Origin of the sequence: Enterobacter sp. BNK-29 (genome assembly GCF_048684785.1) — a bacterium.
In the GTDB taxonomy this organism is placed as follows: domain Bacteria; phylum Pseudomonadota; class Gammaproteobacteria; order Enterobacterales; family Enterobacteriaceae; genus Enterobacter; species Enterobacter cloacae_M.
Window position 1 is genome coordinate 2,531,792 of the sequence record NZ_JBLQTU010000001.1, and the last position, 22,353, is coordinate 2,554,144.

The 22,353-nt window shown below is 58.3% G+C and carries 21 protein-coding genes; 14 read left to right on the top strand and 7 right to left on the bottom strand.

All coding sequences use genetic code 11. From position 1 onward, the window contains the following. The first annotated feature begins 21 nt into the window (after window positions 1-21). Complete coding sequence (locus ACMGGX_RS12100) at window positions 22-1,593, top strand: methyl-accepting chemotaxis protein (protein ID WP_033144491.1); 1,572 nt, start codon at window positions 22-24, stop codon at window positions 1,591-1,593. Here ACMGGX_RS12100 and ACMGGX_RS12105 read toward each other — a convergent pair. Continuing rightward, window positions 1,565-1,921, bottom strand: coding sequence for a helix-turn-helix domain-containing protein (locus ACMGGX_RS12105; protein WP_126786239.1), 357 nt, complete (start codon window positions 1,919-1,921; stop codon window positions 1,565-1,567). The genes ACMGGX_RS12100 and ACMGGX_RS12105 overlap by 29 nt on opposite strands. A gap of 150 nt (window positions 1,922-2,071) precedes the next feature. Then, window positions 2,072-3,070 (bottom strand): class 1 fructose-bisphosphatase, encoded by a 999-nt coding sequence (gene fbp / locus ACMGGX_RS12110; RefSeq protein ID WP_023310178.1) that lies wholly within the window; start codon window positions 3,068-3,070, stop codon window positions 2,072-2,074. 197 nt (window positions 3,071-3,267) lie between these two features. Between fbp and mpl the strand changes: the two genes are divergently transcribed. Beyond that, a complete protein-coding gene (gene mpl, locus ACMGGX_RS12115; RefSeq protein WP_029739256.1) occupies window positions 3,268-4,647 on the top strand; it encodes a UDP-N-acetylmuramate:L-alanyl-gamma-D-glutamyl-meso-diaminopimelate ligase in 1,380 nt (459 codons plus the stop codon). Between the two features lie 77 nt (window positions 4,648-4,724). On the opposite strand, the gene yjgA is transcribed toward mpl, so the two are convergent. Further along, window positions 4,725-5,276, bottom strand: a complete 552-nt coding sequence (gene yjgA / locus ACMGGX_RS12120; protein WP_029739257.1) for a ribosome biogenesis factor YjgA — start codon at window positions 5,274-5,276, stop codon at window positions 4,725-4,727. A 95-nt stretch (window positions 5,277-5,371) separates the two neighbouring features. Between yjgA and pmbA the strand changes: the two genes are divergently transcribed. From pmbA to ACMGGX_RS12180, 12 genes are all read left to right on the top strand, one after another. Then, a complete protein-coding gene (pmbA, locus tag ACMGGX_RS12125) occupies window positions 5,372-6,724 on the top strand; it encodes a metalloprotease PmbA (RefSeq protein ID WP_420298406.1) in 1,353 nt (450 codons plus the stop codon). Window positions 6,725-6,765: 41 nt separating this feature from the next. Then, the gene (cybC, locus tag ACMGGX_RS12130; protein ID WP_008501412.1) at window positions 6,766-7,152 is read left to right on the top strand and encodes a cytochrome b562; all 387 of its coding nucleotides are present in this window, start codon (window positions 6,766-6,768) and stop codon (window positions 7,150-7,152) included. Between the two features lie 315 nt (window positions 7,153-7,467). Beyond that, entirely contained in the window at window positions 7,468-7,806 is a 339-nt protein-coding gene (locus tag ACMGGX_RS12135) for a glycine dehydrogenase (protein WP_025911967.1), read from the top strand. Between the two features lie 10 nt (window positions 7,807-7,816). Next, on the top strand, window positions 7,817-8,179 hold the full coding sequence (locus ACMGGX_RS12140) for an SFCGS family glycine-rich protein (RefSeq protein ID WP_010427372.1): 363 nt from the start codon (window positions 7,817-7,819) through the stop codon (window positions 8,177-8,179). 2 nt (window positions 8,180-8,181) lie between these two features. Next, the gene (locus ACMGGX_RS12145; protein ID WP_006810338.1) at window positions 8,182-8,481 is read left to right on the top strand and encodes a DUF4312 family protein; all 300 of its coding nucleotides are present in this window, start codon (window positions 8,182-8,184) and stop codon (window positions 8,479-8,481) included. A 22-nt stretch (window positions 8,482-8,503) separates the two neighbouring features. Beyond that, complete coding sequence (locus ACMGGX_RS12150) at window positions 8,504-9,280, top strand: DUF4311 domain-containing protein (RefSeq protein WP_023310182.1); 777 nt, start codon at window positions 8,504-8,506, stop codon at window positions 9,278-9,280. 13 nt (window positions 9,281-9,293) lie between these two features. After that, the gene (locus ACMGGX_RS12155; protein ID WP_023310183.1) at window positions 9,294-9,935 is read left to right on the top strand and encodes a DUF4310 family protein; all 642 of its coding nucleotides are present in this window, start codon (window positions 9,294-9,296) and stop codon (window positions 9,933-9,935) included. Between the two features lie 42 nt (window positions 9,936-9,977). Continuing rightward, entirely contained in the window at window positions 9,978-11,111 is a 1,134-nt protein-coding gene (locus tag ACMGGX_RS12160) for an amidohydrolase/deacetylase family metallohydrolase (RefSeq protein WP_348561926.1), read from the top strand. Then, window positions 11,095-12,213: a DgaE family pyridoxal phosphate-dependent ammonia lyase gene (locus ACMGGX_RS12165; protein ID WP_420298407.1), complete on the top strand. Its 1,119-nt coding sequence runs from the start codon at window positions 11,095-11,097 to the stop codon at window positions 12,211-12,213. Before ACMGGX_RS12160 ends, ACMGGX_RS12165 begins: the two co-directional genes overlap by 17 nt. Beyond that, window positions 12,210-12,950: a 2-dehydro-3-deoxy-phosphogluconate aldolase gene (gene dagF, locus ACMGGX_RS12170; protein WP_029739262.1), complete on the top strand. Its 741-nt coding sequence runs from the start codon at window positions 12,210-12,212 to the stop codon at window positions 12,948-12,950. Before ACMGGX_RS12165 ends, dagF begins: the two co-directional genes overlap by 4 nt. Before the next feature lie 83 nt (window positions 12,951-13,033). Next, complete coding sequence (locus tag ACMGGX_RS12175; protein WP_420298408.1) at window positions 13,034-14,170, top strand: lactonase family protein; 1,137 nt, start codon at window positions 13,034-13,036, stop codon at window positions 14,168-14,170. Between the two features lie 19 nt (window positions 14,171-14,189). After that, window positions 14,190-16,100, top strand: a complete 1,911-nt coding sequence (locus ACMGGX_RS12180; RefSeq protein WP_420298409.1) for a BglG family transcription antiterminator — start codon at window positions 14,190-14,192, stop codon at window positions 16,098-16,100. A gap of 32 nt (window positions 16,101-16,132) precedes the next feature. Here the strand turns inward: ACMGGX_RS12180 and nrdG are convergent, their stop codons facing one another. The 4 genes from nrdG to treB all read right to left on the bottom strand — a co-directional run bounded on the left by nrdG (window position 16,133) and on the right by treB (window position 22,323). Beyond that, entirely contained in the window at window positions 16,133-16,597 is a 465-nt protein-coding gene (nrdG, locus tag ACMGGX_RS12185) for an anaerobic ribonucleoside-triphosphate reductase-activating protein (RefSeq protein ID WP_420298410.1), read from the bottom strand. A 97-nt stretch (window positions 16,598-16,694) separates the two neighbouring features. Beyond that, window positions 16,695-18,833 (bottom strand): anaerobic ribonucleoside-triphosphate reductase, encoded by a 2,139-nt coding sequence (gene nrdD / locus ACMGGX_RS12190; RefSeq protein ID WP_023310191.1) that lies wholly within the window; start codon window positions 18,831-18,833, stop codon window positions 16,695-16,697. A 376-nt stretch (window positions 18,834-19,209) separates the two neighbouring features. Further along, on the bottom strand, window positions 19,210-20,853 hold the full coding sequence (gene treC, locus ACMGGX_RS12195) for an alpha,alpha-phosphotrehalase (protein WP_420298411.1): 1,644 nt from the start codon (window positions 20,851-20,853) through the stop codon (window positions 19,210-19,212). 51 nt (window positions 20,854-20,904) lie between these two features. Beyond that, window positions 20,905-22,323, bottom strand: a complete 1,419-nt coding sequence (gene treB / locus ACMGGX_RS12200; protein ID WP_023310193.1) for a PTS trehalose transporter subunit IIBC — start codon at window positions 22,321-22,323, stop codon at window positions 20,905-20,907. Window positions 22,324-22,353: the final 30 nt, after the last annotated feature.

A 22,353-nucleotide genomic window follows, 5' to 3' on the forward strand; every position in this document is an offset into this window, starting at 1 on the left:
CTCGCTACCGGAAATAATATCATGCTTAAAACGCTATCGATTCGTACCGGCTTGCTCTCTTTACTGGCCGTTATGACCCTTCTGCTGCTGATTGTCAGCGGCATTGGCATTTATGCCCTCACACAGAGTTCTTCTTCACTGCAGCGTATTAATCACCTTCAGGGTGAGCAGATGGTGCAGCTTAATTCAGGCTATACGCTGATCCTGCGCGCGCGCAATGAGGCGGGCCAGGCCGTCCGCATGATGGAAATCGGCATGCTGGACGATGCGGCCAAAGCGGTAAAAAACATCAATCAGGAAGTTGCCCTGGCCCAGAAAACGCTGAAAGGCGTGATCGACGGCGGCGTGGCTGACGAGCAGGGGCAACAGCTGCTCGATAAAGTGGCGGCCAGCCTGGCGACGTATAGCCAGCAGGGGATCAACCCGATGCTGAAAACCCTGAATGACCAGAGCGCGGACGGGTACTACGATCTTCTGGAGAAGACGCTGATACCGGTGGCGAAGCAGTTTGATAACGATATGCAGGCGTTTCAGAAATGGAGCGAAGCGCGTGGTCAGGCGGAAGTGAGTGCCGTGCAGGCGAGTAAAACCCGCGTACTGATCCTGATTATCGTCGCAGCGCTGCTGACGGCGGGTATTATCGTGCTCGCGTGGCTGGTGCTGCGCCATATGCTGCTCAAGCCGCTTTCGGCATCGATCGCTCAGCTGGAGAACGTGGCGGCGGGGGATTTAACCCATACGCTGAATGCCCCCGCGAGCCAGGAGTTTAACCGCCTCAACGCGGTGATAGAGGAGATGCGCCAGTCGCTGATGAACTCGGTTATGCGGGTACGCGATGCCAGCTCGCAAATTGACACCGGTAGCCGCGAGCTGACGTTGGGAAACCGCGATCTTGCCGAGCGTACGGAATCCACCGCCACGTCGCTGGAGCAGACGGCGGCCAGCATGGAACAGATCACCGCCACGGTGAAGCTCAACGCCGATAACGCCGAGCAGGCGCACCAGCTGGCGAAGTCGGTGTCCGACACGGCCGATCACGGCAGCGAAATGGTCTGCTACGTAATTGAAAAAATGCGCGATATCTCGGGCAGCTCGGCGCGCATCGCCGACATCCTGAGCGTGATCGACGGTATTGCCTTCCAGACCAATATCCTGGCGCTTAACGCCTCCGTGGAAGCGGCGCGCGCGGGCGAGCAGGGGCGCGGGTTTGCCGTCGTCGCGGGCGAAGTGCGAAACCTTGCCAGCCGCAGCGCCGACGCGGCGAAAGAGATCCGATCGCTTATCAGCGATTCGCAGACCCACGTTAACGAGGGCAGCGAGCTGGCCCAGCAGGCCGGCGAAACGATGGACGAGATCGCAACAGAAGTGCTGCGCATGACCAAACTGATGCGTGAGATTGCGACCGCGTCTCAGGAGCAGAGCCGCGGTATTGAGCAGGTGAATATTGCGGTGAATCAGATGGACGAAACCGCGCAGCAGAATGCGGCGCTGGTGCAGCAATCCTCCGCCGCGACCCGCTCTCTTGAAGAGCAGTCGCGTCAGCTGATGGAAGCCATGTCATCATTCAAAGTGACGACTCAGACCGCTGCATAATATTACCCAGCCCCGGTACGTTCTGTGCCGGGGTTTTATTTTTCCCGGAATTAACTGCCGCAATATTATCGTGAATTTCACCCATTAATATTTCCAGAGAACTGGTTAAGGCTAATGCTTTTTCCGTCGGTTCAAGATATAAACCTTTGCGGAAAAATAACGGTTCATCAAAGAGTTGATTAAAACGCTTTAAGGCCAGGCTCACCGCCGGACGTGACATCTCCAGACGCAAAGAGGCTTTTGCCATGCTGCCGCAGCGGACGATTTCAATAAATACAGGGATAAGATTTAAATCAATGCCGGTATTAGCACGGGAATAATTTTTCATTGCGATTCTGCTCCACGAAATATCTGTCAAACTGTTATGGAAATAATGCAGGAGCAGTGGTGAATATTAAAGCATGTTTTTTATAAACACTTATACGGTAAAATATATAAATGACCAGGGGAGCCAGAACGGCTCCCCTGTAGAGAGGCATTACGCGTCCGGGTACTCACGGATAAAACGTTCAACGTCTTCAACCATGTGGTTGTTGCCGACGAAGAATGAACGGCGCTGGTGAAGGCTTTCCGGCACGATATCCAGAATACGCTCTTTACCGTCGCTCGCCTTGCCGCCCGCCTGTTCGGCGAGGAACGCCATCGGGTTGCACTCGTACAGCAGACGCAGCTTCCCGTCCGGATGGCTGGCGGTGCTTGGGTAGAGGTAGATACCGCCTTTCAGCAGGTTACGGTGGAAATCCGCGACCAGAGAGCCAATATAGCGGGACGTGTACGGGCGCTGGGTTGCTTTATCTTCTTCCTGGCAGAATTTAATGTACTTCTTCACGCCGTTCGGGAATCGGATGTAGTTGCCTTCGTTGATGGAGTAGGTGTTGCCCTTCTCCGGGAAGCGCATGCGTTCCTGGCTCAGGCAGAAAACGCCGAGTGAAGGATCGTACGTAAAGGCGTGAACTCCGCAACCGGTGGTGTACACCAGCATGGTGGAGGAGCCATAAACGACGTAACCGGCAGCAACCTGGTTAATGCCCGGCTGCAGGAAATCTTCTTCGGTCACCGGCGTGCCAACAGGCGTGACGCGGCGGTAGATGGAGAAAATGGTACCGACAGAAACGTTAACGTCGATGTTTGAGGAACCGTCGAGCGGATCCATCAGAACAACGTATTTAGCGTGTTCACACCCTTCGAAAACAACAATTTCATCTTCTTCTTCAGAGGCGATACCCGCAACGATGTCGCGCGCGCGCAGTGCAGCTTTCAATTTTTCATTTGCGAACAGATCGAGCTTCTGTTGAACCTCGCCCTGAACGTTCTCGGCACCGCTGGCACCCAGGATATCGACCAGACCTGCCTTGTTGATATCGCGGTGGATGATCTTAGCGCCCAGCTTTATTGCCGACAGCAAAGCAGTGAGTTCACCGGTAGCATGAGAGAACTCGTGCTGCTTTTCGACAATAAATTCACCTAACGTTTTCATAACACTTTCCCTGCATCTTTGTGAGTAGAGCGATTGTATGTTCACTAAAACGACTAAAGCCCAACAATCTTAACAAACATTCAAATATTAGCGCAGAGGTGAATCGCGCCAGCAACATACGGATTTACCTGAAATGCGTTTCACAGCCGCTAACATGTGAGTAAAATGTGCGCCACATTGAAGAAGGATAGTGACGTATGCGCATTCATATATTGGGGATTTGTGGCACTTTCATGGGCGGACTGGCAATGCTGGCGCGCTCGCTGGGCCATGAAGTGACAGGTTCGGACGCCAATGTGTATCCGCCAATGAGCACACTTCTGGAGAAACAGGGCATCTCGTTAATTCAGGGCTACGATGCCAGCCAGCTGGATCCCGAGCCGGACCTGGTGATCATCGGCAACGCCATGACCCGCGGCAATCCGTGCGTCGAGGCGGTTCTGGAACGCAATATTCCGTTCATGTCCGGCCCGCAGTGGCTGCATGACTTCGTCCTGCGCGACCGCTGGGTGGTTGCCGTTGCCGGTACCCATGGCAAAACCACGACCGCGGGCATGGCGACCTGGATCCTCGAAGCCTGCGGCTACAAGCCGGGCTTCGTGATTGGCGGCGTACCGGGTAATTTCGACGTTTCTGCGCGTCTGGGTGACAGCCCGTTCTTCGTGATCGAAGCCGACGAATACGACTGCGCGTTCTTCGACAAGCGTTCTAAGTTCGTGCATTACTGCCCGCGCACGCTGATCCTCAACAACCTTGAGTTCGACCACGCGGATATTTTTGACGATCTGAAAGCGATTCAGAAACAGTTCCACCACCTGGTGCGCATTGTTCCGGGCCAGGGGCGCATCATCCTGCCGGAAAACGACATCAACCTGAAGCAAACCATGGCCATGGGCTGCTGGAGCGAGCAGGAGCTGGTGGGCGAGCAGGGCCACTGGCAGGCGAAGAAGCTCAACGCCGATGCCTCCGAGTGGGAAGTGCTGCTCGACGGTGAAAAAGTGGGTGAGGTGAAGTGGGGCCTGGTGGGCGAGCACAATATGCACAACGGCCTGATGGCCATTGCTGCGGCGCGTCACGTGGGCGTTTTGCCTGCGGATGCGGCCAATGCGCTGGGCTCGTTCATTAACGCCCGTCGCCGTCTGGAACTGCGCGGTGAAGCCCACGGCGTTACCGTGTATGACGATTTCGCGCACCACCCAACCGCCATTCTGGCAACGCTTGCCGCCCTGCGCGGCAAGGTCGGCGGGACAGCCCGCATTCTGGCGGTGCTGGAACCGCGCTCGAACACCATGAAGATGGGCATCTGCAAAGATGATCTCGCGCCGTCGTTAGGTCGTGCCGATGAGGTCTTCCTGCTGCAGCCGCAGCATATTCCGTGGCAGGTGGCCGAAGTGGCCGACGCCTGCATTCAGCCTGCGCACTGGAGCGCGGATGTGGATGCGCTCGCGGATATGGTGGTGAAAGCCGCTCAGCCTGGCGACCACATTCTGGTGATGAGCAACGGCGGTTTTGGTGGGATCCATCAGAAGCTGCTGGACGGTCTGGCGAAGAAAGCGGAAGCGGCAGCCGCAGAGTAAAAAAAAGCCCGGTGGCGCTTGCGCTTACCGGGCCTACTTTCTTTTCTCCCTCGCCCCTACGGGGTGAGGGAAACAGATTACTCTTCGTTCTCAGACAGCTCGCGCAGATACTGGAAAATCAGGCGCGCAGACTTCGGCGGCTTATTCCCTTCTTTCTCTTTCTGCGCGTTGCGGATCAAGGAACGCAGCTGCTGGCGGTCGGCATCCGGCCACAGGTTCAGCACTTCCGGTACGGCATCATCACCCTGTTCAATCAGGCGATCGCGGATCTGCTCAAGCTTATGGAAAAACGCAACCTGCTGGTTGTGGCGGTTTTTCAGCTTGTCCAGCGCCTGGCGGATCGGATCGACGTCGCGCTGACGCAGCATTTTCCCGATAAGCTGAAGCTGGCGACGACGGCCTTCTTTCTTGATTTTCTGTGCCAGTTCAATGGCATCACGCAGATCCTGGTCGAGCGGGATCTTGTCCAGCGCGTTTTTACCCAGTTCTACCATTTCCGCGCCAAGCTGTTTTAACTCTTCGGCGTCACGTTTAATTTCACTTTTACTGACCCAGATGATCTCATCATCTTCGTCTTCGATGTCATCACCGGGAACGTCGTCGAGCCAGTCTTCGGGCTGCTTAGTCATGTCAGGCTCCTTAAAAAAAGAGGCTAATGTTACCAGTTAAGACGCGCACTGAAAAACGGTTCTCTGTTAGACTTCAGATAACTCTCTCTTACAGTATGGCATTTGCGATGAAAGTAACCTCACAAGTTGAAGCGCAGCGTAAGATTCTTGAAGAAGCCGTCTCCACCGCGCTGATGCTTGCTTCAGAAAAATCAGATGGCGCCGAAGTGGCGGTCAGCAAAACCACCGGCATCAGCGTAAGTACCCGCTATGGTGAAGTGGAGAACGTCGAATTCAACAGCGATGGCGCGCTTGGGATCACGGTGTATCACCAGAATCGCAAAGGCAGCGCGTCATCCACCGATCTCAGCCCGGATGCCATTGCCCGCACGGTGCAGGCTGCGCTGGATATCGCCCGTTATACCTCCCCGGATCCTTACGCAGGCGTGGCGGATAAAGACCTGCTGGCGTTTGACGCGCCGGATCTCGATCTTTTCCACCCGGCGGAAGTGACCCCGGACGAAGCGATCGAACTGGCCGCGCGCGCCGAGCAGGCTTCCCTGCAGGCGGATAAGCGCATCACCAATACCGAAGGCGGCAGCTTCAACAGCCATTACGGCATCAAAGTCTTCGGCAACAGCCACGGCATGCTGCAGGGCTACTGCTCCACCCGCCATTCGCTCTCCAGCTGCGTCATCGCCGAAGAAAATGGTGACATGGAGCGCGACTACGCCTACACGATTGGCCGCGCGCTGGGCGACTTGCAGTCCCCTGAGTGGGTGGGTAAAGAGTGTGCAGAACGCACGCTGTCTCGCCTGTCGCCGCGTAAACTCTCCACCATGAAGGCCCCGGTCATTTTTGCCAACGAAGTGGCGACCGGTCTGTTTGGCCATCTGGTGGGCGCTATCGCGGGCGGCTCGGTTTACCGTAAGTCGACCTTCCTGCTCGACTCGCTGGGCAAGCAGATCCTGCCGGAATGGCTCACCATTGAAGAACATCCGCACCTGCTGAAAGGGCTGGCCTCCACGCCGTTCGACAGCGAAGGCGTGCGCACCGAACGTCGCGATATCATCAAAGACGGTATTCTGACCCAGTGGCTGCTGACCAGCTACTCCGCGCGCAAGCTGGGGCTGAAAAGCACCGGACACGCTGGCGGCATCCACAACTGGCGCATTGCCGGACAGGGCCTGAACTTTGAGCAGATGCTGAAAGAGATGGGCACCGGGCTGGTGGTGACCGAGCTAATGGGCCAGGGCGTAAGCGGCATTACCGGAGACTACTCGCGCGGCGCGGCGGGCTTCTGGGTGGAAAACGGCGAAATCCAGTATCCGGTGAGCGAAATTACTATCGCCGGCAACCTGAAGGACATGTGGCGCAATATCGTTACGGTCGGTAACGATATTGAAACACGTAGCAATATACAGTGTGGTTCTGTACTTCTGCCGGAAATGAAAATCGCCGGTCAGTAATATCCGTAAAGGCGTTTTAATAATAAAAAAGGAAGTGAGCAATGCGTAAACATCTGTTAGCGATCGTCGCGGCTTCAACGCTGGTTCTTGGCTCTTCTGCGTTTGCTGCCGATCTTGAAGACGACATGGGCATCCTCGGTCAAAACCTGAAGGTGGTGCAGAAAACCGACAATGCGGCTGAAATGAAAGACGCGCTGACCAAAATGCGTGAAGCGGCGCTGGACGCACAAAAAGCGACGCCTCCGAAGCTGGAAAGCAAAGCGGCAGACAGCGCAGAGATGAAAGACTACCGCCACGGCTTTGACGTGTTGGTCGGCCAGATCGACGGCGCGCTGAAGCTGGCTAATGAAGGCAAAGTGAAGGAAGCCCAGGCGGCGGCCGAGCAGTTTGTGACGACCCGCAACACGTATCACAAGAAATACCGTTAACCGATCGCGCATCTGACAAACAACCAGCGGGGGCCAGTGGCTCCCGTTTTTTTTACGCGGTAATAAGTAAACCCTATCGCCATCACATTTTTGCGTCACCGCGCCTGAACGTTTCGTTTCCCCGGCGCGCGTTTTGCCGCTGGAATACGTGATATTCATCACGCAAATACCGGGATTAATTCAGATTCACCGCATTTATGTGGCACAGATCACTGCTGCGGCTCGCCTTTCCACTTCGAAGTGGAAAACAACTCGCTACAAACAATTCCCCCCCAACGTTAGTTTTATTCCAGAGCCATTAACGGGGTAAGACCAGTGATTAACGGAGCGGTAATGAACGACGTTGGGGAACAGGCGGAGCAAACAGAACAGCTCGCGAACACCATGCTGCAGCAGGTTTATGCCCTGCTGGCCCGGAACAACATCATCCCCAATGCGGTACAGGAGCAGATGCTCACCTCCCACGTGCGCGCAATGGCGCACCGGTCCGTGACCGGCGAGCCGCTGCCGGAGGTTGAAGCAGAGCTGTTTGACGAAATTTCACCGGATTCAATGCGGCTCGCCCGTGAAGTGGTCGCGCAGTTTGGCAATCTTCCTGATGAAGAAGCCTGGCTGCTCTCCGTTCACTTTGAAGTCGCGAAAGACAACCTTTAAGGAGCAACACATGGAACAGATTACAGTCGTGATTGGCGATCGCCTGGGTAAAGGTCAGAAAGTGGCTGCCGGTGTGGAAAAAGCAGGTGGACGCGCGGTGGTTGTGCCGGGCATGGCGGCGGACATGAAGCTGGGTGACATGATGAAGGCGGAAAACGCCACCTTCGGCATCTCCTTCTGCGGCAGCGGCGGCGCGGGTGCCATCACTGCCCAAACCAAATATGGCTACAAGGCCAAATACGGCATGCGTTCCGTGGAAGAGGGTGTGACCGCCATCAACGAAGGCTGCAACGTGCTGGGCTTTGGCTTTATGGATAAAGAAGAGCTGGGCGAGCGTCTGGTGCAGGCGTGGCAGAAGAAATACGGCGCATAAGCATGAAAGAACAGTTCACAACCACGGTGAGAGTGAAGGGCAAAGGCGACGCCAAAGCGCGCGCCTTTGCCGACGCGCTCAACCACGTTCAGGCCGCGGTGATGAAAGCCTCACCGCATATCTTACTGCGTATTGAGCCACAGGATGTGCAGGTCGTTCAGGCGCAAGAAGCGGTGCGTAAAGAAGCCTTTCTGTTCTTCTTTCTGCGCCGGGAAAGACGCACCTACAGCGTGGAGCTGGATGTGACCGTCAACGTGACCGCTATCAATCTTGACCAGGTGGATTTCGTCACGCAACGCTGATTATTCATAAAAGGGCAGACTGATGTTCTTAATTATATTAATAAAATCGCTCATCATTGGCGGCCTGGTTGGCGTCGGTGTCGGAGCCGGGGCTGCACGCATGTTTCATGCGCCTACCACTCAGGGTATGGGCGCGTTTCGTACGTTGGGGGAACTGAACTCCTGCGAAGGGGATCCGGCGTCCCACTTCTCCTTTGGGTTAGGTTTCTTCTTTAACGCCTGGGCCTCTTCCGTGGCCGCAGGTGCCTTCACACAGGACGTTGACCACCGCATCATCCCGAACTGGGGTGCTGCTGCACTGATGATCAAAAACCGTAACGTCGGCGAAACGCTGCACGACCCGCGCAAAATGGCAATTGCCTGCGGCGTGATTGGCATGCTCGTCGTCACCTTCCTGAACCTGACCGCCTCCTCCGTTCCGGCAGCGCTTCAGGTCACCGCCGTGAAGGTGCTGGTACCGGCGGCAAACCTGCTGGTGAACACCGTGATGCCGGTGATCTTCTGGCTGGCGGCCATCGACGCGGGTAAAAAATCGGGCTTCTGGGCCACCATCTTTGGCGGCGCGGCGCAGCTGATCATGGGCAACGCCGTACCGGGCCTGGTGCTGGGGATCCTGATCGGGAAAGGCGTGGAAGAGAGCGGCTGGAACCACGTCACCAAAGTGATGATGGCGGCGATCGTCCTGCTCTTCGTGCTGAGCGGCTTCTTCCGCGGCTTCGACATGAAGATGATCGAATCCTTCCATCTGACCGTGCCGAACTGGCTCGACATGATCCACAACTCGCTCAGCGGTAAATAACAGGAGCCTCTAAATGGAACAGAATAAAGGTTTTTGGTATGCCGACTGGTCGTTCCCGATCTTCGTTGGCCTGCTCTCCTCCGGCGTTTTCGCCGGGACGCACATGTACTACCTCTACGGCATCGGCGCGTTTAACGAAGTGGCCTTCGTGGCGATGCTGAAAGCGGGGATCGATACCGGGGTTTACGGCGCGGTGGCGGCGTTCGGCGCGAGCTTCCTGTTCGCCCGTATTATCGAAGGGTCGCTGGTCGGTATTCTCGACATCGGCGGCGCCATCCAGACCGGCGTGGGACTCGGCGTTCCGGCGCTGCTGCTGGGCGCGGGCATCATGTTCCCGGTGACCAACTTCATTGCCGCGCTGATTACCGGCCTGGTGATTGGTCTGGCGATTGGTTACGTCATCATCCTGGCGCGTAAGTTCACCATCAACCAGAGCAACTCCACCTACGGTGCAGACGTGATGATGGGCGCGGGTAACGCCTCCGGCCGCTTCCTCGGGCCGTTGATTATCCTCAGCGCCATGACCGCCTCCATTCCTATCGGCGTCGGTTCCCTGCTGGGTGCGCTGGTGTTCTACATCTGGCAGAAGCCGATCACCGGTGGCGCCATTCTCGGCGCAATGCTGTTGGGCTGGCTGTTCCCGGTCGCCCTTTAATAGCCGCGGGCGCTCAGGCGCCCGCCTTATCAGGAGATCCTCATGTTTGATTTACTCCTGCGCCGTGCGCGCCTTGCCGACGATACCCTGACCGATATCGCCATTCATGACGGGAAGATCGCGGCGCTGGGCGAGATTGACGCTCCCGCGCATAAAACGGTTGAGCTGAACGGCGACGTGTTCGTCAGCGCAGGCTGGATTGACTCTCATGTTCACTGCTACCCGAACTCCCCGATTTACCACGACGAGCCGGACAGCGTGGGCATTGCCACCGGCGTCACCTCCGTGGTGGACGCGGGCAGTACCGGTGCCGACGATGTGGACGATTTCTACGAAATCACCCGTAAAGCCTCTACCGAGGTATTTGCCCTGCTGAACATCTCCCGCGTGGGGCTGATTGCCCAGAACGAGCTGGCCAACATGGCGAATATTGACGCCGACGCGGTGAAGCAGGCGGTGAAGCGCCACCCTGATTTTATCGTCGGCCTGAAGGCGCGTATGAGCAGCAGCGTGGTCGGTGAAAATGGCATCACGCCGCTGGAGCGCGCGAAAGCCATTCAGAAAGAGAACGGCGACCTGCCGCTGATGGTGCACATTGGCAACAACCCGCCGAACCTCGACGAAATTGCCGAGCTGCTGAGCTCCGGCGACATCATCACCCACTGCTATAACGGCAAACCCAACCGCATTCTGACGCCCTCCGGCGAGCTGCGCGCCTCCATCACCTCCGCCCTGAAGCGCGGCGTGCGTCTGGACGTCGGCCACGGCACGGCGAGCTTCAGCTTTGAGGTGGCGAAACGCGCCATCGCGATGGGCATTCTGCCGCATACCATCAGCTCGGATATCTACTGCCGCAACCGCATCAACGGTCCGGTCGGCTCGCTGGCGAGCGTGATGTCGAAGTTTCTCGCTATCGGCATGTCGCTGCCGCAGGTGATTGACTGCGTGACTGCGAACGCCGCCGACGGCCTGCGCCTGGCGCGCAAGGGCCGCATCCAGCCGGGTCTCGACGCCGACCTGACTCTGTTCACGCTCAAACGCCAGCCGACGGTGCTGACGGATGCCGAAAACGACAGCCTGCAGGCTGAACACATTCTGGTGCCGCTTGCCGCGATCCGCGCGGGCAAGGGCTACATGACCGAACAAGGGAGCACGGAACATGCCTTCGATTTATGAGAAGTACAACTTAAAGCAGGTGATCAATACCTCCGGCCGCATGACGGCGCTGGGCGTCTCCACGCCGCGCCCGGAAGTGGTGCAGGCGGCAATGGACGGCATGAATCACTATTTCGAGATGAAGGATCTGGTCAATAAAACCGGGGAATACATCGCGAAGCTGCTGGATGTGGAAGGCGCGACGGTGGTTTCCTGCGCGTCGGCGGGTATAGCCCAGTCGGTGGCGGCGGTGCTGGTCAAAGACAGCGACTGGCTGTTGGAAAACCTGCATGTGACCCCGATTGAGAACAACGAAATCGTCCTGCCGAAAGGCCACAACGTAAACTTTGGCGCGCCGGTGGGCACCATGGTGGCGCTGGGCGGCGGCAAGCTGGTGGAGGCGGGCTACGCCAACGAATGCTCCGCCGATCAGCTGGCGGCGGCGATCACCCCGCGCACGGCGGCGATCCTCTACATCAAATCGCACCACTGCGTGCAGAAAAGCATGCTCAGCGTCGAGCAGGCGGCGGTTGTGGCGCGCAAGCACGATCTCCCGCTGATCGTCGATGCGGCGGCGGAAGAAGATCTGCACGCGTACTACCGATCCGGCGCCGATCTGGTGATCTACAGCGGCGCGAAGGCGATCGAAGGCCCAACCAGCGGTCTGGTGATCGGCAAAACCCAGTACGTTGAGTGGGTGAAGCGCCAGACCGCGGGCATTGGCCGCGCGATGAAGGTGGGTAAAGAGGGCATTCTTGGCCTGACCTGCGCCATCGAGCACTACCTGACGGCGACCAAAGAGAGCGGGGCCGAGATGGTGGCGAAGATGACGCCGTTTATCGAGGCGCTCAACACCCTGAACGGCGTGACCGCGCGCGTGGTCTGGGACAGTGCCGGTCGCGATATCGCCCGCACCGAGATCAAGTTCGACGAAGCCGCAACGGGCGTCGGCACGGGCGATCTGGTGGCGAAGCTGAAACAGGGTGAATACGCCATTTACTTCCGCGGCTACAAGGCCAACGAAGGGATTATCGAGGCGGACGTGCGCAGCGTGAACGCTGACCAGCTGAACATCGTCTACCGCCGCATTAGCGAAGTATTAGGACAGGAGAATAAAGCATGAAACTGACCCCCAACTTTTACCGTGACCGCGTCTGCCTGAACGTGCTGGCAGGATCGAAAGCCAACGCCAGCGCCATTTACGAGGCGGCGGAAGGTCACGTGCTGGTGGGCGTGCTCTCCAAAAATTACCCGGACGTGGCGAGCGCCGTTGCCGATATGCGTGAATACGCTGCGCTGATTGATAATGCGCTCTCCGTTGGGCTGGGCGCGGGCGATCCGAACCAGTCTGCTATGGTGAGCGAGATCTCCCGTCAGGTGCAGCCGCAGCACGTTAACCAGGTCTTTACCGGCGTGGCCACCAGCCGCGCGCTGCTGGGGCAGAATGAGTCGGTGGTCAACGGTCTGGTCTCTCCAACCGGCACCGTCGGGATGGTCAAAATCTCCACCGGACCGCTGAGCAGCAACGCTCCGGACGGCATTGTGCCGGTTGAAACCGCGATTGCCCTGCTGAAGGATTTCGGCGGCAGCTCCATCAAATACTTCCCGATGGGCGGCCTGAAGTGCCGTGACGAGTACAAAGCGGTGGCGGAAGCCTGCGCCCGTCACGACTTCTGGCTGGAGCCGACCGGAGGTATCGATCTGGAAAACTATGAGGAGATCCTGCAGATCGCCCTCGACGCGGGCGTGAGCAAAATCATCCCGCATATCTACAGCTCGATTATCGACAAAGCCAGCGGCGACACGCGCCCGGAAGACGTGCGTACGCTGCTTGCGATGACGAAGAAGCTGGTGAAGTAGTATCTGCCCTCACCCTAACCCTCTCCCTTTGGGAGAGGGCAGGGGTGAGGGAAAACAAACCGCACAAACCTGAAGGAGCCACCATGCATACCCGTACCCTGCTTGTTGCTTCACTCTCAATGTTCGCCACCGCCGCTATCGCCCAGCCGCAGTACGCCTGGGTGGGCACCTACAACCCCAACGGTGAAGGGCTGTACCGCTTTACCGTTGACCCGCAAAGCGGCGCGCTGGCGAATAAAACGCTGGTGAGCAAGCTGCCGAACGCCGCGCAACTGGCCGTCTCGCACGACGGCAAAACGCTGTATCTGGCAAGCGAAGTGGAGCAGGGCGTGGTGCAGGCGCTGCGGGTGGGGGATAACGGCCAGCTGAGCGAGCTGAATCAGGTGGCCTCCGGCGGCGCGGGGCCGGTTTACCTGTCGCTGACGCCGAACGGTCGTCATCTTCTGGTGGCGAACTACGTCAGCGGATCTATCGCAGTGCTGCCCGTTAAAGCAGACGGCAGCCTGGGTGAGGCGACGGATAAGCATCAGGATCAGGGCGAGCCGGGCGCGGCGAAGCCGGAAGCGGCAGCGGAGGGCAGCTTTGCCATCAGCGATCATAACGGCCCCCACGCGCACATGATCGCCGCCGATCCGAGCGGGAAATACGTCTTTTCCACCGATCTTGGGCTGGATCGCCTCTACCAGTACCGTTTTGACGATCGAACAGGGAAGCTGACGCCGAACGATCCGCCGTTTATCAGCGCTTCCTCAAAAGGCGCCGGGCCGCGCCACTTTGTCTTTACGCCAAAAGGCGATGCCCTGTGGCTGATTAACGAAGAGGCGTCTACGCTCACCCATTACACCGTGAACGCCAACGGCACCCTGAAAGAGGGCAAAACGCTCTCAGCCCTGCCGGAAGGTTACAAAGGCACCAGCTTTGCTGCCGGGCTGGCATTAAGCGCCGACGGTAAACAGCTATATGTGGCTAACCGTTTGCATAACAGCATCGGGCACTTTACCGTAACAGCGGAGGGTACGCTGACGCATCAGGACGACGTGTGGACGCGCGGCGACTACCCGCGCACCCTGACGCTCGATAAGCAGGGGCGCTGGCTGTACGTCATGAACCAGCGCAGCGACAACATTACCCGTTTCCGCGTGGCGCAGGACGGCAAATTGAGCTTCGAGCCGGACTATACCCCGGTCGGCAGCCCATCCCAGATGGTCATTTCACCTTAAGCCGTAAGAGGACAAACCCGTGCGATTTCCGAACCAACGTTTAGCGCAACTGTTCGATCTGTTGCAAAACGAGACGCTGCCGCAGGACGAGCTGGCGCAGCGGCTGTCGGTCTCCACGCGAACCGTCCGTGCCGATATCACCGCCCTGAACGCGCTGCTGGCAGGCCACGGCGCGCAGTTTATATTGAGCCGTGGCAGCGGCTATCAGCTCAAAATTGATGATGCCCAGCGCTACCAGCAGCTGCAGGCATCCCACCCGCGCGCGCTGCGTATTCCCCGGACCGGGCCGGAGCGCGTGCACTATCTGGTGGTGCGTTTTCTGACTTCGGCATTTTCTCTTAAGCTTGAGGATCTGGCGGACGAGTGGTTCGTCAGCCGCGCCACGCTGCAAAGCGACATGGCCGAAGTGCGCGAGTGGTTTCACCGCTATAACCTGACGCTGGAAACGCGTCCGCGCCACGGCATGAAGCTGTTTGGCAGCGAGATGTCGACCCGCGCCTGCCTGACCGATCTGCTCTGGGAGCTTGCGCAGCAGGACAGCCTGAACCCGCTGGTGACCGACGTGGCGCTGAATGCAGGCGTGGCGGAGCAGATGGTGCCCGTGCTGCACGAGGCGCTGACGCGTCATCACATCCGTCTGACCGACGAAGGCGAGCTGTTCCTGCGCCTGTACTGCGCGGTGTCGGTGCGGCGCATCAGCGAGGGCTATCCGCTGCCGGAATTCCACGCCGAAGACGTGGAAGAGAACGTGCGCGAGGCGGCGAAAGATATCGCCGTCACTATCCAGCAGCTGGCGGGCAAAGCGCTTTCACCTTCGGAGGAGAGCTGGCTGTGCGTGCACATTGCGGCGCGGCAGATTCAGGAGATTGCCCCGAGCGCAATTAACGCGGACGACGACGAAGCGCTGGTCAACTACATCCTGCGCTATATCAACACCCACTATAACTACAATCTGCTCAGCGACGCGCAGCTGCACGCTGACCTGCTCACGCACATCAAAACCATGATCACCCGCGTGCGGTATCAAATCATGATCCCCAATCCTCTGCTGGATAACATCAAGCAGCACTACCCGATGGCGTGGGATATGACCCTCGCGGCGGTGTCGAGCTGGGGAAAATACACGCCTTATGTGATCAGCGAAAACGAAATCGGCTTCCTGGTGCTGCATATCGGCGTCGGGCTGGAGCGCCACTACAACATCGGCTACCAGCGCCAGCCGCGCGTGCTGCTGGTGTGCGACGCAGGTAATGCCATGGTCCGCATGATTGAAGCGGTGCTGCAGCGCAAGTACCCGCAAATTGAGGTGGCCCGCACGCTCACCCTGCGCGAGTACGAGCTGGCGGAAATGATTAGCGAAGACTTTGTGATCGCCACCGCCCGCGTCAGCGAAAAGTCCAAACCGGTGGTGACGATCGCCCCGTTCCCGACCGACTATCAGTTAGAGCAGATCGGCAAGCTGGTGCTGGTGGACCGCACCCGCCCGTGGATGCTGGATAAATACTTCGACGCGGCCCATTTCCGCATTATCGACAAGCCCGTTGACCAGCAAACGCTGTTTCGCGAGCTGTGCGCGCAGCTTGAAGGCGAGGGGTTTGTCGGCGCGGAGTTCCTGGATTCGGTCGTTGAGCGTGAAGCCATCGTCAGCACCATGCTCGGCGACGGCATCGCGCTCCCGCACTCCCTCGGCCTTTTAGCGCAGAAAACCGTGGTCTATACCGTGCTCGCCCCGCACGGCGTACAGTGGGGCGACGAAACCGCGCACGTCATCTTCCTGCTCGCCATCAGCAAAAGCGAATACGAAGAGGCGATGGCGATTTACGATATCTTCGTCACCTTCCTGCGTGAACGGGCGATGTCGCGGCTCTGTAGCTGCAGTGACTTTGCCGAATTTAAGGCGGTGGCAATGGAGAGTTTGAGTCGGTTTTGAGGTAAGGGCGGACGGACAACATCCGCCTTTGTTCAACGCAGATGATGCACAACCTGGTTGCTGCTGCCGCGCCAAATCAGCGCCGGGTCTTTTAAATCCTGCACGAACTTGCCGTCGACCAGGACGTTAATCTGATCCACCACTTCCATTTGCTGCGCGTTCAGCTCATCCAGCCTGTAGCCTGTCCAGACCCAGATATCTTTTCCCGTACACTCAGCCCGAATGCGTTTTACCAGCTTCAGGATATCCGGCACGTTTTGCGGGTGCAGCGGATCGCCGCCGGAGAGGGAAATCCCCTGGCGTTTGATGCGCGTGTCGTTCAGGTCGTTGACGATCCGGTCTTCCATTTCGGCGGTGAACAGTATGCCGGAATTTAAGCGCCAGGTGCTTTTGTTATAGCAGCCGGGGCATTCGTGGACGCAGCCTGAGACGAACAGGGTGCAGCGGGTGCCGGAGCCGTTGACGATGTCGACGGGGTAGTATTGATGATATCGCATAGAAAATGTCCAGAGAATTTGTGCGCGCTGATGCTCTCACCCCGACCCTCTCCCACAGGGAGAGGGGTAGGGTGAGGGGGAGAACCCTGCGCAGAACTTACCCGATCTGCCCATTCCCCAAATGCTTCACGCGGCGCTTCACCTCTTCCTGCTTGCCGGCGTTAAACGGACGCGCGTCCGGGCTGCCGAGATAGCCGCACACGCGACGGGTCACCGAGACGCGAGCCGCGTCGTGGTTGCCGCATTTCGGGCAGGTGAAGCCTTTGCTCGTACACTCGAACTCACCGGTAAAGCCGCACTCGTAGCACTCGTCGATTGGCGTGTTGGTCCCGTAATACGGCACGTGCTGATAGCTGTAATCCCACACGTCTTCCAGCGCCTTCAGGTTGTGCTGAATGTTCGGGTACTCGCCGTAGCAGATGAAGCCGCCGCTGGCGATCGGTGGGTACGCCGCTTCGAAGTCGATCTTGTCGTACGGATTCACCTTTTTCTCCACGTCGAGGTGGAAGCTGTTGGTGTAATACCCTTTGTCGGTCACGCCTTCCACAATCCCGAACTCGGCGGTGTCCAGACGGCAGAAGCGGTCGCACAGGTTCTCGCTCGGCGTGCTGTAGAGACTAAACCCGTAGCCGGTTTCCTCTTTCCACTGGTCAACCGCGTCGCGCAGGCGCTGAACAATCGCAATGCCTTTCTCACGCAGGGCCTCGCTGTCGTACATATGCGTATCGCCCGCCAGGGCGTTGATGGTCTCGTGAATACCGATGTAGCCCAGCGAAATAGACGCGCGACCGTTTTTGAAGATCTCAGACACGTCATCGTCCGCTTTCAGACGTACGCCGCAGGCCCCTTCCATATAGAGGATTGGCGCCACGCGGGCTTTGACCCCTTCAAGGCGCGCGATGCGGGTCATCAGCGCCTTACGCGCCAGCTGCAGACGCTCGTCCAGCAGCGTCCAGAATTCCGCTTCATTGCCTTTGGCTTCTAGCGCGATGCGCGGCAGGTTCAGGCTGATGACGCCCAGGTTGTTGCGCCCGTCGTGGATCTGCTCGCCGTTTTCATCTTCGTACACGCCGAGGAAGCTGCGGCAGCCCATTGGCGTTTTAAACGAACCGGTCACTTTGACGACCTGATCGTAGTTCAGGATGTCCGGGTACATGCGCTTGCTCGCGCACTCCAGCGCCAGCTGTTTGATGTCGTAGTTCGGATCGCCAAACTTGTGGTTCAGACCGTCGCGGATAGCGAATACCAGTTTCGGGAACACCGCCGTTTTGCGGTTCTTGCCGAGGCCGGAAATGCGGTTGCGCAGGATGGACTGCTGGATCAGGCGTGATTCCCAGCTGGTGCCCAGACCAAACCCGAAGGTCACAAACGGCGTCTGGCCGTTGGCGGTGTGCAGCGTGTTCACTTCATATTCCAGCGACTGGAAGGCATCGTAGCACTCTTTCTCAGTGCGGGAGTGCGCGTAGCCGTCGGCGTCCGGGATCTGCCACTCTTCCGCCGTTTTACGATGCTTGTTGAAGCTTGCCGTCACGAACGGGGCCAGCACTTCATCAATGCGGTTAATCGTGGTGCCGCCGTAAATATGGCTGGCGACCTGGGCGATAATCTGCGCGGTGACGGCGGTGGCCGTGGAGATTGATTTTGGCGGTTCAATCTCGGCGTTACCCATTTTAAAACCGTGGGTCAGCATGCCTTTCAGGTCGATCAGCATGCAGTTGAACATCGGGAAGAACGGCGAATAGTCGAGATCGTGGTAGTGAATTTCACCGCGCTCGTGCGCCGAGACCACATCGCGCGGCAGCAGGTGCTGACGGGCATAGTGTTTGGCGACGATACCGGCCAGCAGGTCGCGCTGGGTCGGGATCACTTTGCTGTCTTTGTTGGCGTTTTCATTGAGCAGGGCGGAGTTGGTCTGCTCCACCAGGCCACGGATCTCCTGGTTCAGACGACCGCGCTTCTCACGCTGCACGTCACGATCGTGACGGTACTCAATGTAGGCACGCGCCAGCTGTTTGTAAGGCCCCGCCATCAGCTGGTTCTCAACCGCGGTCTGGATCTCGTTGATATCGACCTGGCTGCGTTCGTTCATCTGGCTGCTAACGACTTCTGCGACGGTGGCGCAGTAATCTGCGTCATCGACTCCCGCTGCTTTAGCTGCACGCAGAATGGCTTCCTGGATGCGCTCTGATTTAAACGGCACTTTACAGCCATCACGTTTCATCACATGCGGTGTCATGATCACTCCATTTTTTGAAAACAGGTTATCCACAGAGGTGGAGAAGTAATAACCGGGCGTATTCCCCGCCGGGCCAAAGACTTCCCGCGTTCCCAGCTCGTGTTATCCACAATTCCGGCCAGCGTAAGCGCCGTCTTGTTGTTGGAATAGTAGACGATAAATACAAGATGTTGGGTCGGCGTGCATTTTAAGTGCTACATATAGTGATTTGCATCAAACATGTTTGCGATTTATTTGATGCAGAACAAAGTAAAAAGACGAGAGTACAAACGACGGGCGCTTCAGCGATTGTAAAGGCGCGCGAGAAAAATCTGATTAATTATTCAACAAAAACAGTAAAGTAAGCCGGGTGCTGAGCCGCACCCGGCAGAGAAAGTTACTGCTGCAACCACCAGACGGCTTCAAACGGACGGAGCGACGTCGTTTGCGGTGCCGGATAGTTACTCATCAGCACCTGCGACTTATCGCTGAGAGCCTCTGTCTGCCATTCCTGAGGCGTAGGGCTCAGGTTTGCCGCCACCATCAGCGTCTGCCCCTGCCACTGACGGCGGTAGCACCAGAGGTAAGGATGCTCCGGCAGGAGATCCTCATAATCTCCCCACGTCAGCACCGGCAGGGTTTTGCGCAGGCTAATCAGCGACTGGTAGGTGTAGAACACCGAATCCGGGTCGTCGAGCGCCGCGCGGGCGTTCACCGTCTCGTAGTTATCGCAGACGCCAATCCACGGCTCGCCCTCGGTAAAGCCCGCATGGTGCGAAGCGTCCCATTGCATTGGGGTTCGCCCGTTATCGCGGGACTTACTCGCCAGAATCGCCAGCAATTCCTCCGGCTCGCGGCCGTTGGCGCGCAGTTCGGCGAACATGTTCAGGCTCTCCACGTCGCGATAGTCGGTGATGCGGCTGAAGTGCGGGTTGGTCATCCCCAGCTCTTCGCCCTGGTAGATATACGGCGTGCCCTGCATGCCGTGCAGCACCATGCCGAGCATCTTCGCGGCAGCCAAGCGGTGTTCCCCTTCATCACCAAAGCGCGACACGATGCGCGGCTGATCGTGGTTACACCAGAACAGCGCGTTCCAGGCCCTGTTGTGCATCCCCTGCTGCCAGTGGCGGAAGAGGGTTTTCAGCGCCACGAAGTCCGGCTTCGCCTGCGTCCATTTTTCGCCGCCGGGGTAGTCCACCTTCAGATGATGGAAGTTAAAGGTCATCGACAGCTCGCTGCCGTCGAGCGACGCGTACTGCTGGCAGTTCTCCAGCGAGGTCGAGGACATCTCGCCCACCGTCATCAGGTTGCGTGGGGTGAAGACGTCGCGGCTCATCTCCTGCAGATATTCGTGAACGCGCGGCCCGTCGGTGTAGAAGCGGCGGCCGTCTCCGGTGTTGTCGTCCGGGAAATCCTGGTCTTTTGAAATCAGGTTAATCACGTCCAGACGCAAGCCGTCCACGCCGCGATCGGCCCAGAACTCGCACACCTTTTTCAGCTCGGCGCGCACGGCCGGGTTTTCCCAGTTGAGGTCCGCCTGCTCCGGGGCGAACAGGTGCAGGTAATACTGCTCGCTCTCGGCGTGCCAGCGCCAGGCATTGCCGCCAAACTTGGAGCGCCAGTTGTTGGGAAGCTGCTCCGGCGTGCCGTCGCGCCAGATGTAGAACTGGCGGTACGGGCTCGCTTTGTTCAGCGACTCGCGGAACCAGGCGTGCTGCGTGGAGGTGTGGTTAAACACCATGTCCAGGACAATACGGATGCCGCGCTCGTGCGCCCGGGCAACCAGCTCGTCGAAATCATCCAGCGTGCCGTAGGCCGGGTCGATGGCGGTGTAATTCGCCACGTCGTAGCCGTTATCCACCTGCGGGGAGATATAAAACGGCGTCAGCCAGATGGCGTCGATGCCGAGGGTTTTCAGGTAGTCCAGACGCTGCGTCACGCCGCGCAGATCGCCGGTGCCGCTGCCGGTGGTGTCCTGGAAACTCTTTGGGTAAATCTGATAGATGACGCCGTTCTGCCACCAGTGAGGAAGGGTATTCATAGTGCGTTCCTGCAAATGCGAAGGGGCGCAACTGCGCCCCGAAAGAAGAAGTTAAACAATCTGCAGCGAGCCCTGACGGAACTTACGCTGGTAAACCACGGTGGTGAGCGCCATTGGGACGATAATCGCGATGGCCATCGCCAGGGCAAACACCTGCCAGTAAGCGGGCTGGATGGAGAGAATGCCCGGCAGGCCGCCGACGCCAATCCCGTTCGCCATCACGCCGTTCAGACCGCACACCAGGCCAGCCAGACCGGAACCGATCATCGCGCAGAGCATCGGGAAGCGGTACTTCAGGTTGATACCGTACATCGCCGGTTCGGTGACGCCGAGGTAAGCAGAGATGGCTGCCGGAACGGAGATCTCACGCTCGTTGTGCTTGCGGCTGACGATGATGATGCCGGTAACCGCCGACGCCTGTGCAATGTTAGACAGGGCGATAATCGGCCAGACCGGCGTGCCGCCGAGGCTCTGGATCATCTGCATATCAATGGCCAGCGTGGTCTGGTGCACGCCGGTGATCACCAGCGGGGCGTACAGGAAGCCAAACAGCGCGGCTCCAATCGGCGCGAAGCTGCCGGTCATCAGGTGACGCACCGCGAAGGCCACGCCGTCGCCGATCATGCGGCCAAACGGACCGATAAAGGCGTGCGCCAGGAACACCGCCAGGATCAACGAGCAGACCGGCACCACCACCAGATAGAGGTAATCCGGCACGATGCGCTTCAGGCGCGTTTCAATAAAGCCCAGCGCCAGACCCGCCAGCAGGGCCGGAATGACCTGCGCCTGATAGCCCACTTTGGCGATAGTAAACAGGCCGAAGTTCCACACCTCAGGCACCTGCTGACCAAGTAAGTAAGCGTTCATTAACTGTGGAGAGACCAGCGTGACGCCCAGCACGATACCGAGAATCGGCGTGCCGCCCATCTTGCGCACCGCGGACCAGCAAATCCCGACCGGCAGATAGAAGAAGATCGCCTCGCCAATCAGCCACAGAAAATCGTAAACGGTTTTCAGCGCCGGATACATCTGCGCCAGGGTTTTGCCGTCGCTCATCGGCACATCGCCGATGACGTTACGGAAGCCTAAGATTAAGCCCCCGCTGATCAGCGCGGGCAGCAGCGGGAAGAAAATTTCCGCGAAGTGGGAAATCAGCTGCTCGTGCCACTTCATATTCTGGCGCGCGGCCTTCTTCGCCTGCTCTTTATCGGCGGAGGAGTGCCCGGTTGTCGCCAGCAGAGCCTGATAGTAATCGCCCACTTCGGTACCAATAACGACCTGGAACTGCCCGGCGTTGGTGAAGCAGCCTTTGACCATGGAAAGTTCTTCAATGGCCTTCGGGTTGGCTTTGGCCGGATCGTTCAGCACGAAGCGCAGGCGGGTAATGCAATGGCTGACGGTAGCGATGTTTTCGCGGCCGCCGACCAGGACGATCAACTGATCGATATCTGCTTGTTTGACTTTACTCATCATGAAACCTCATGACAGATGGTGAGGGGG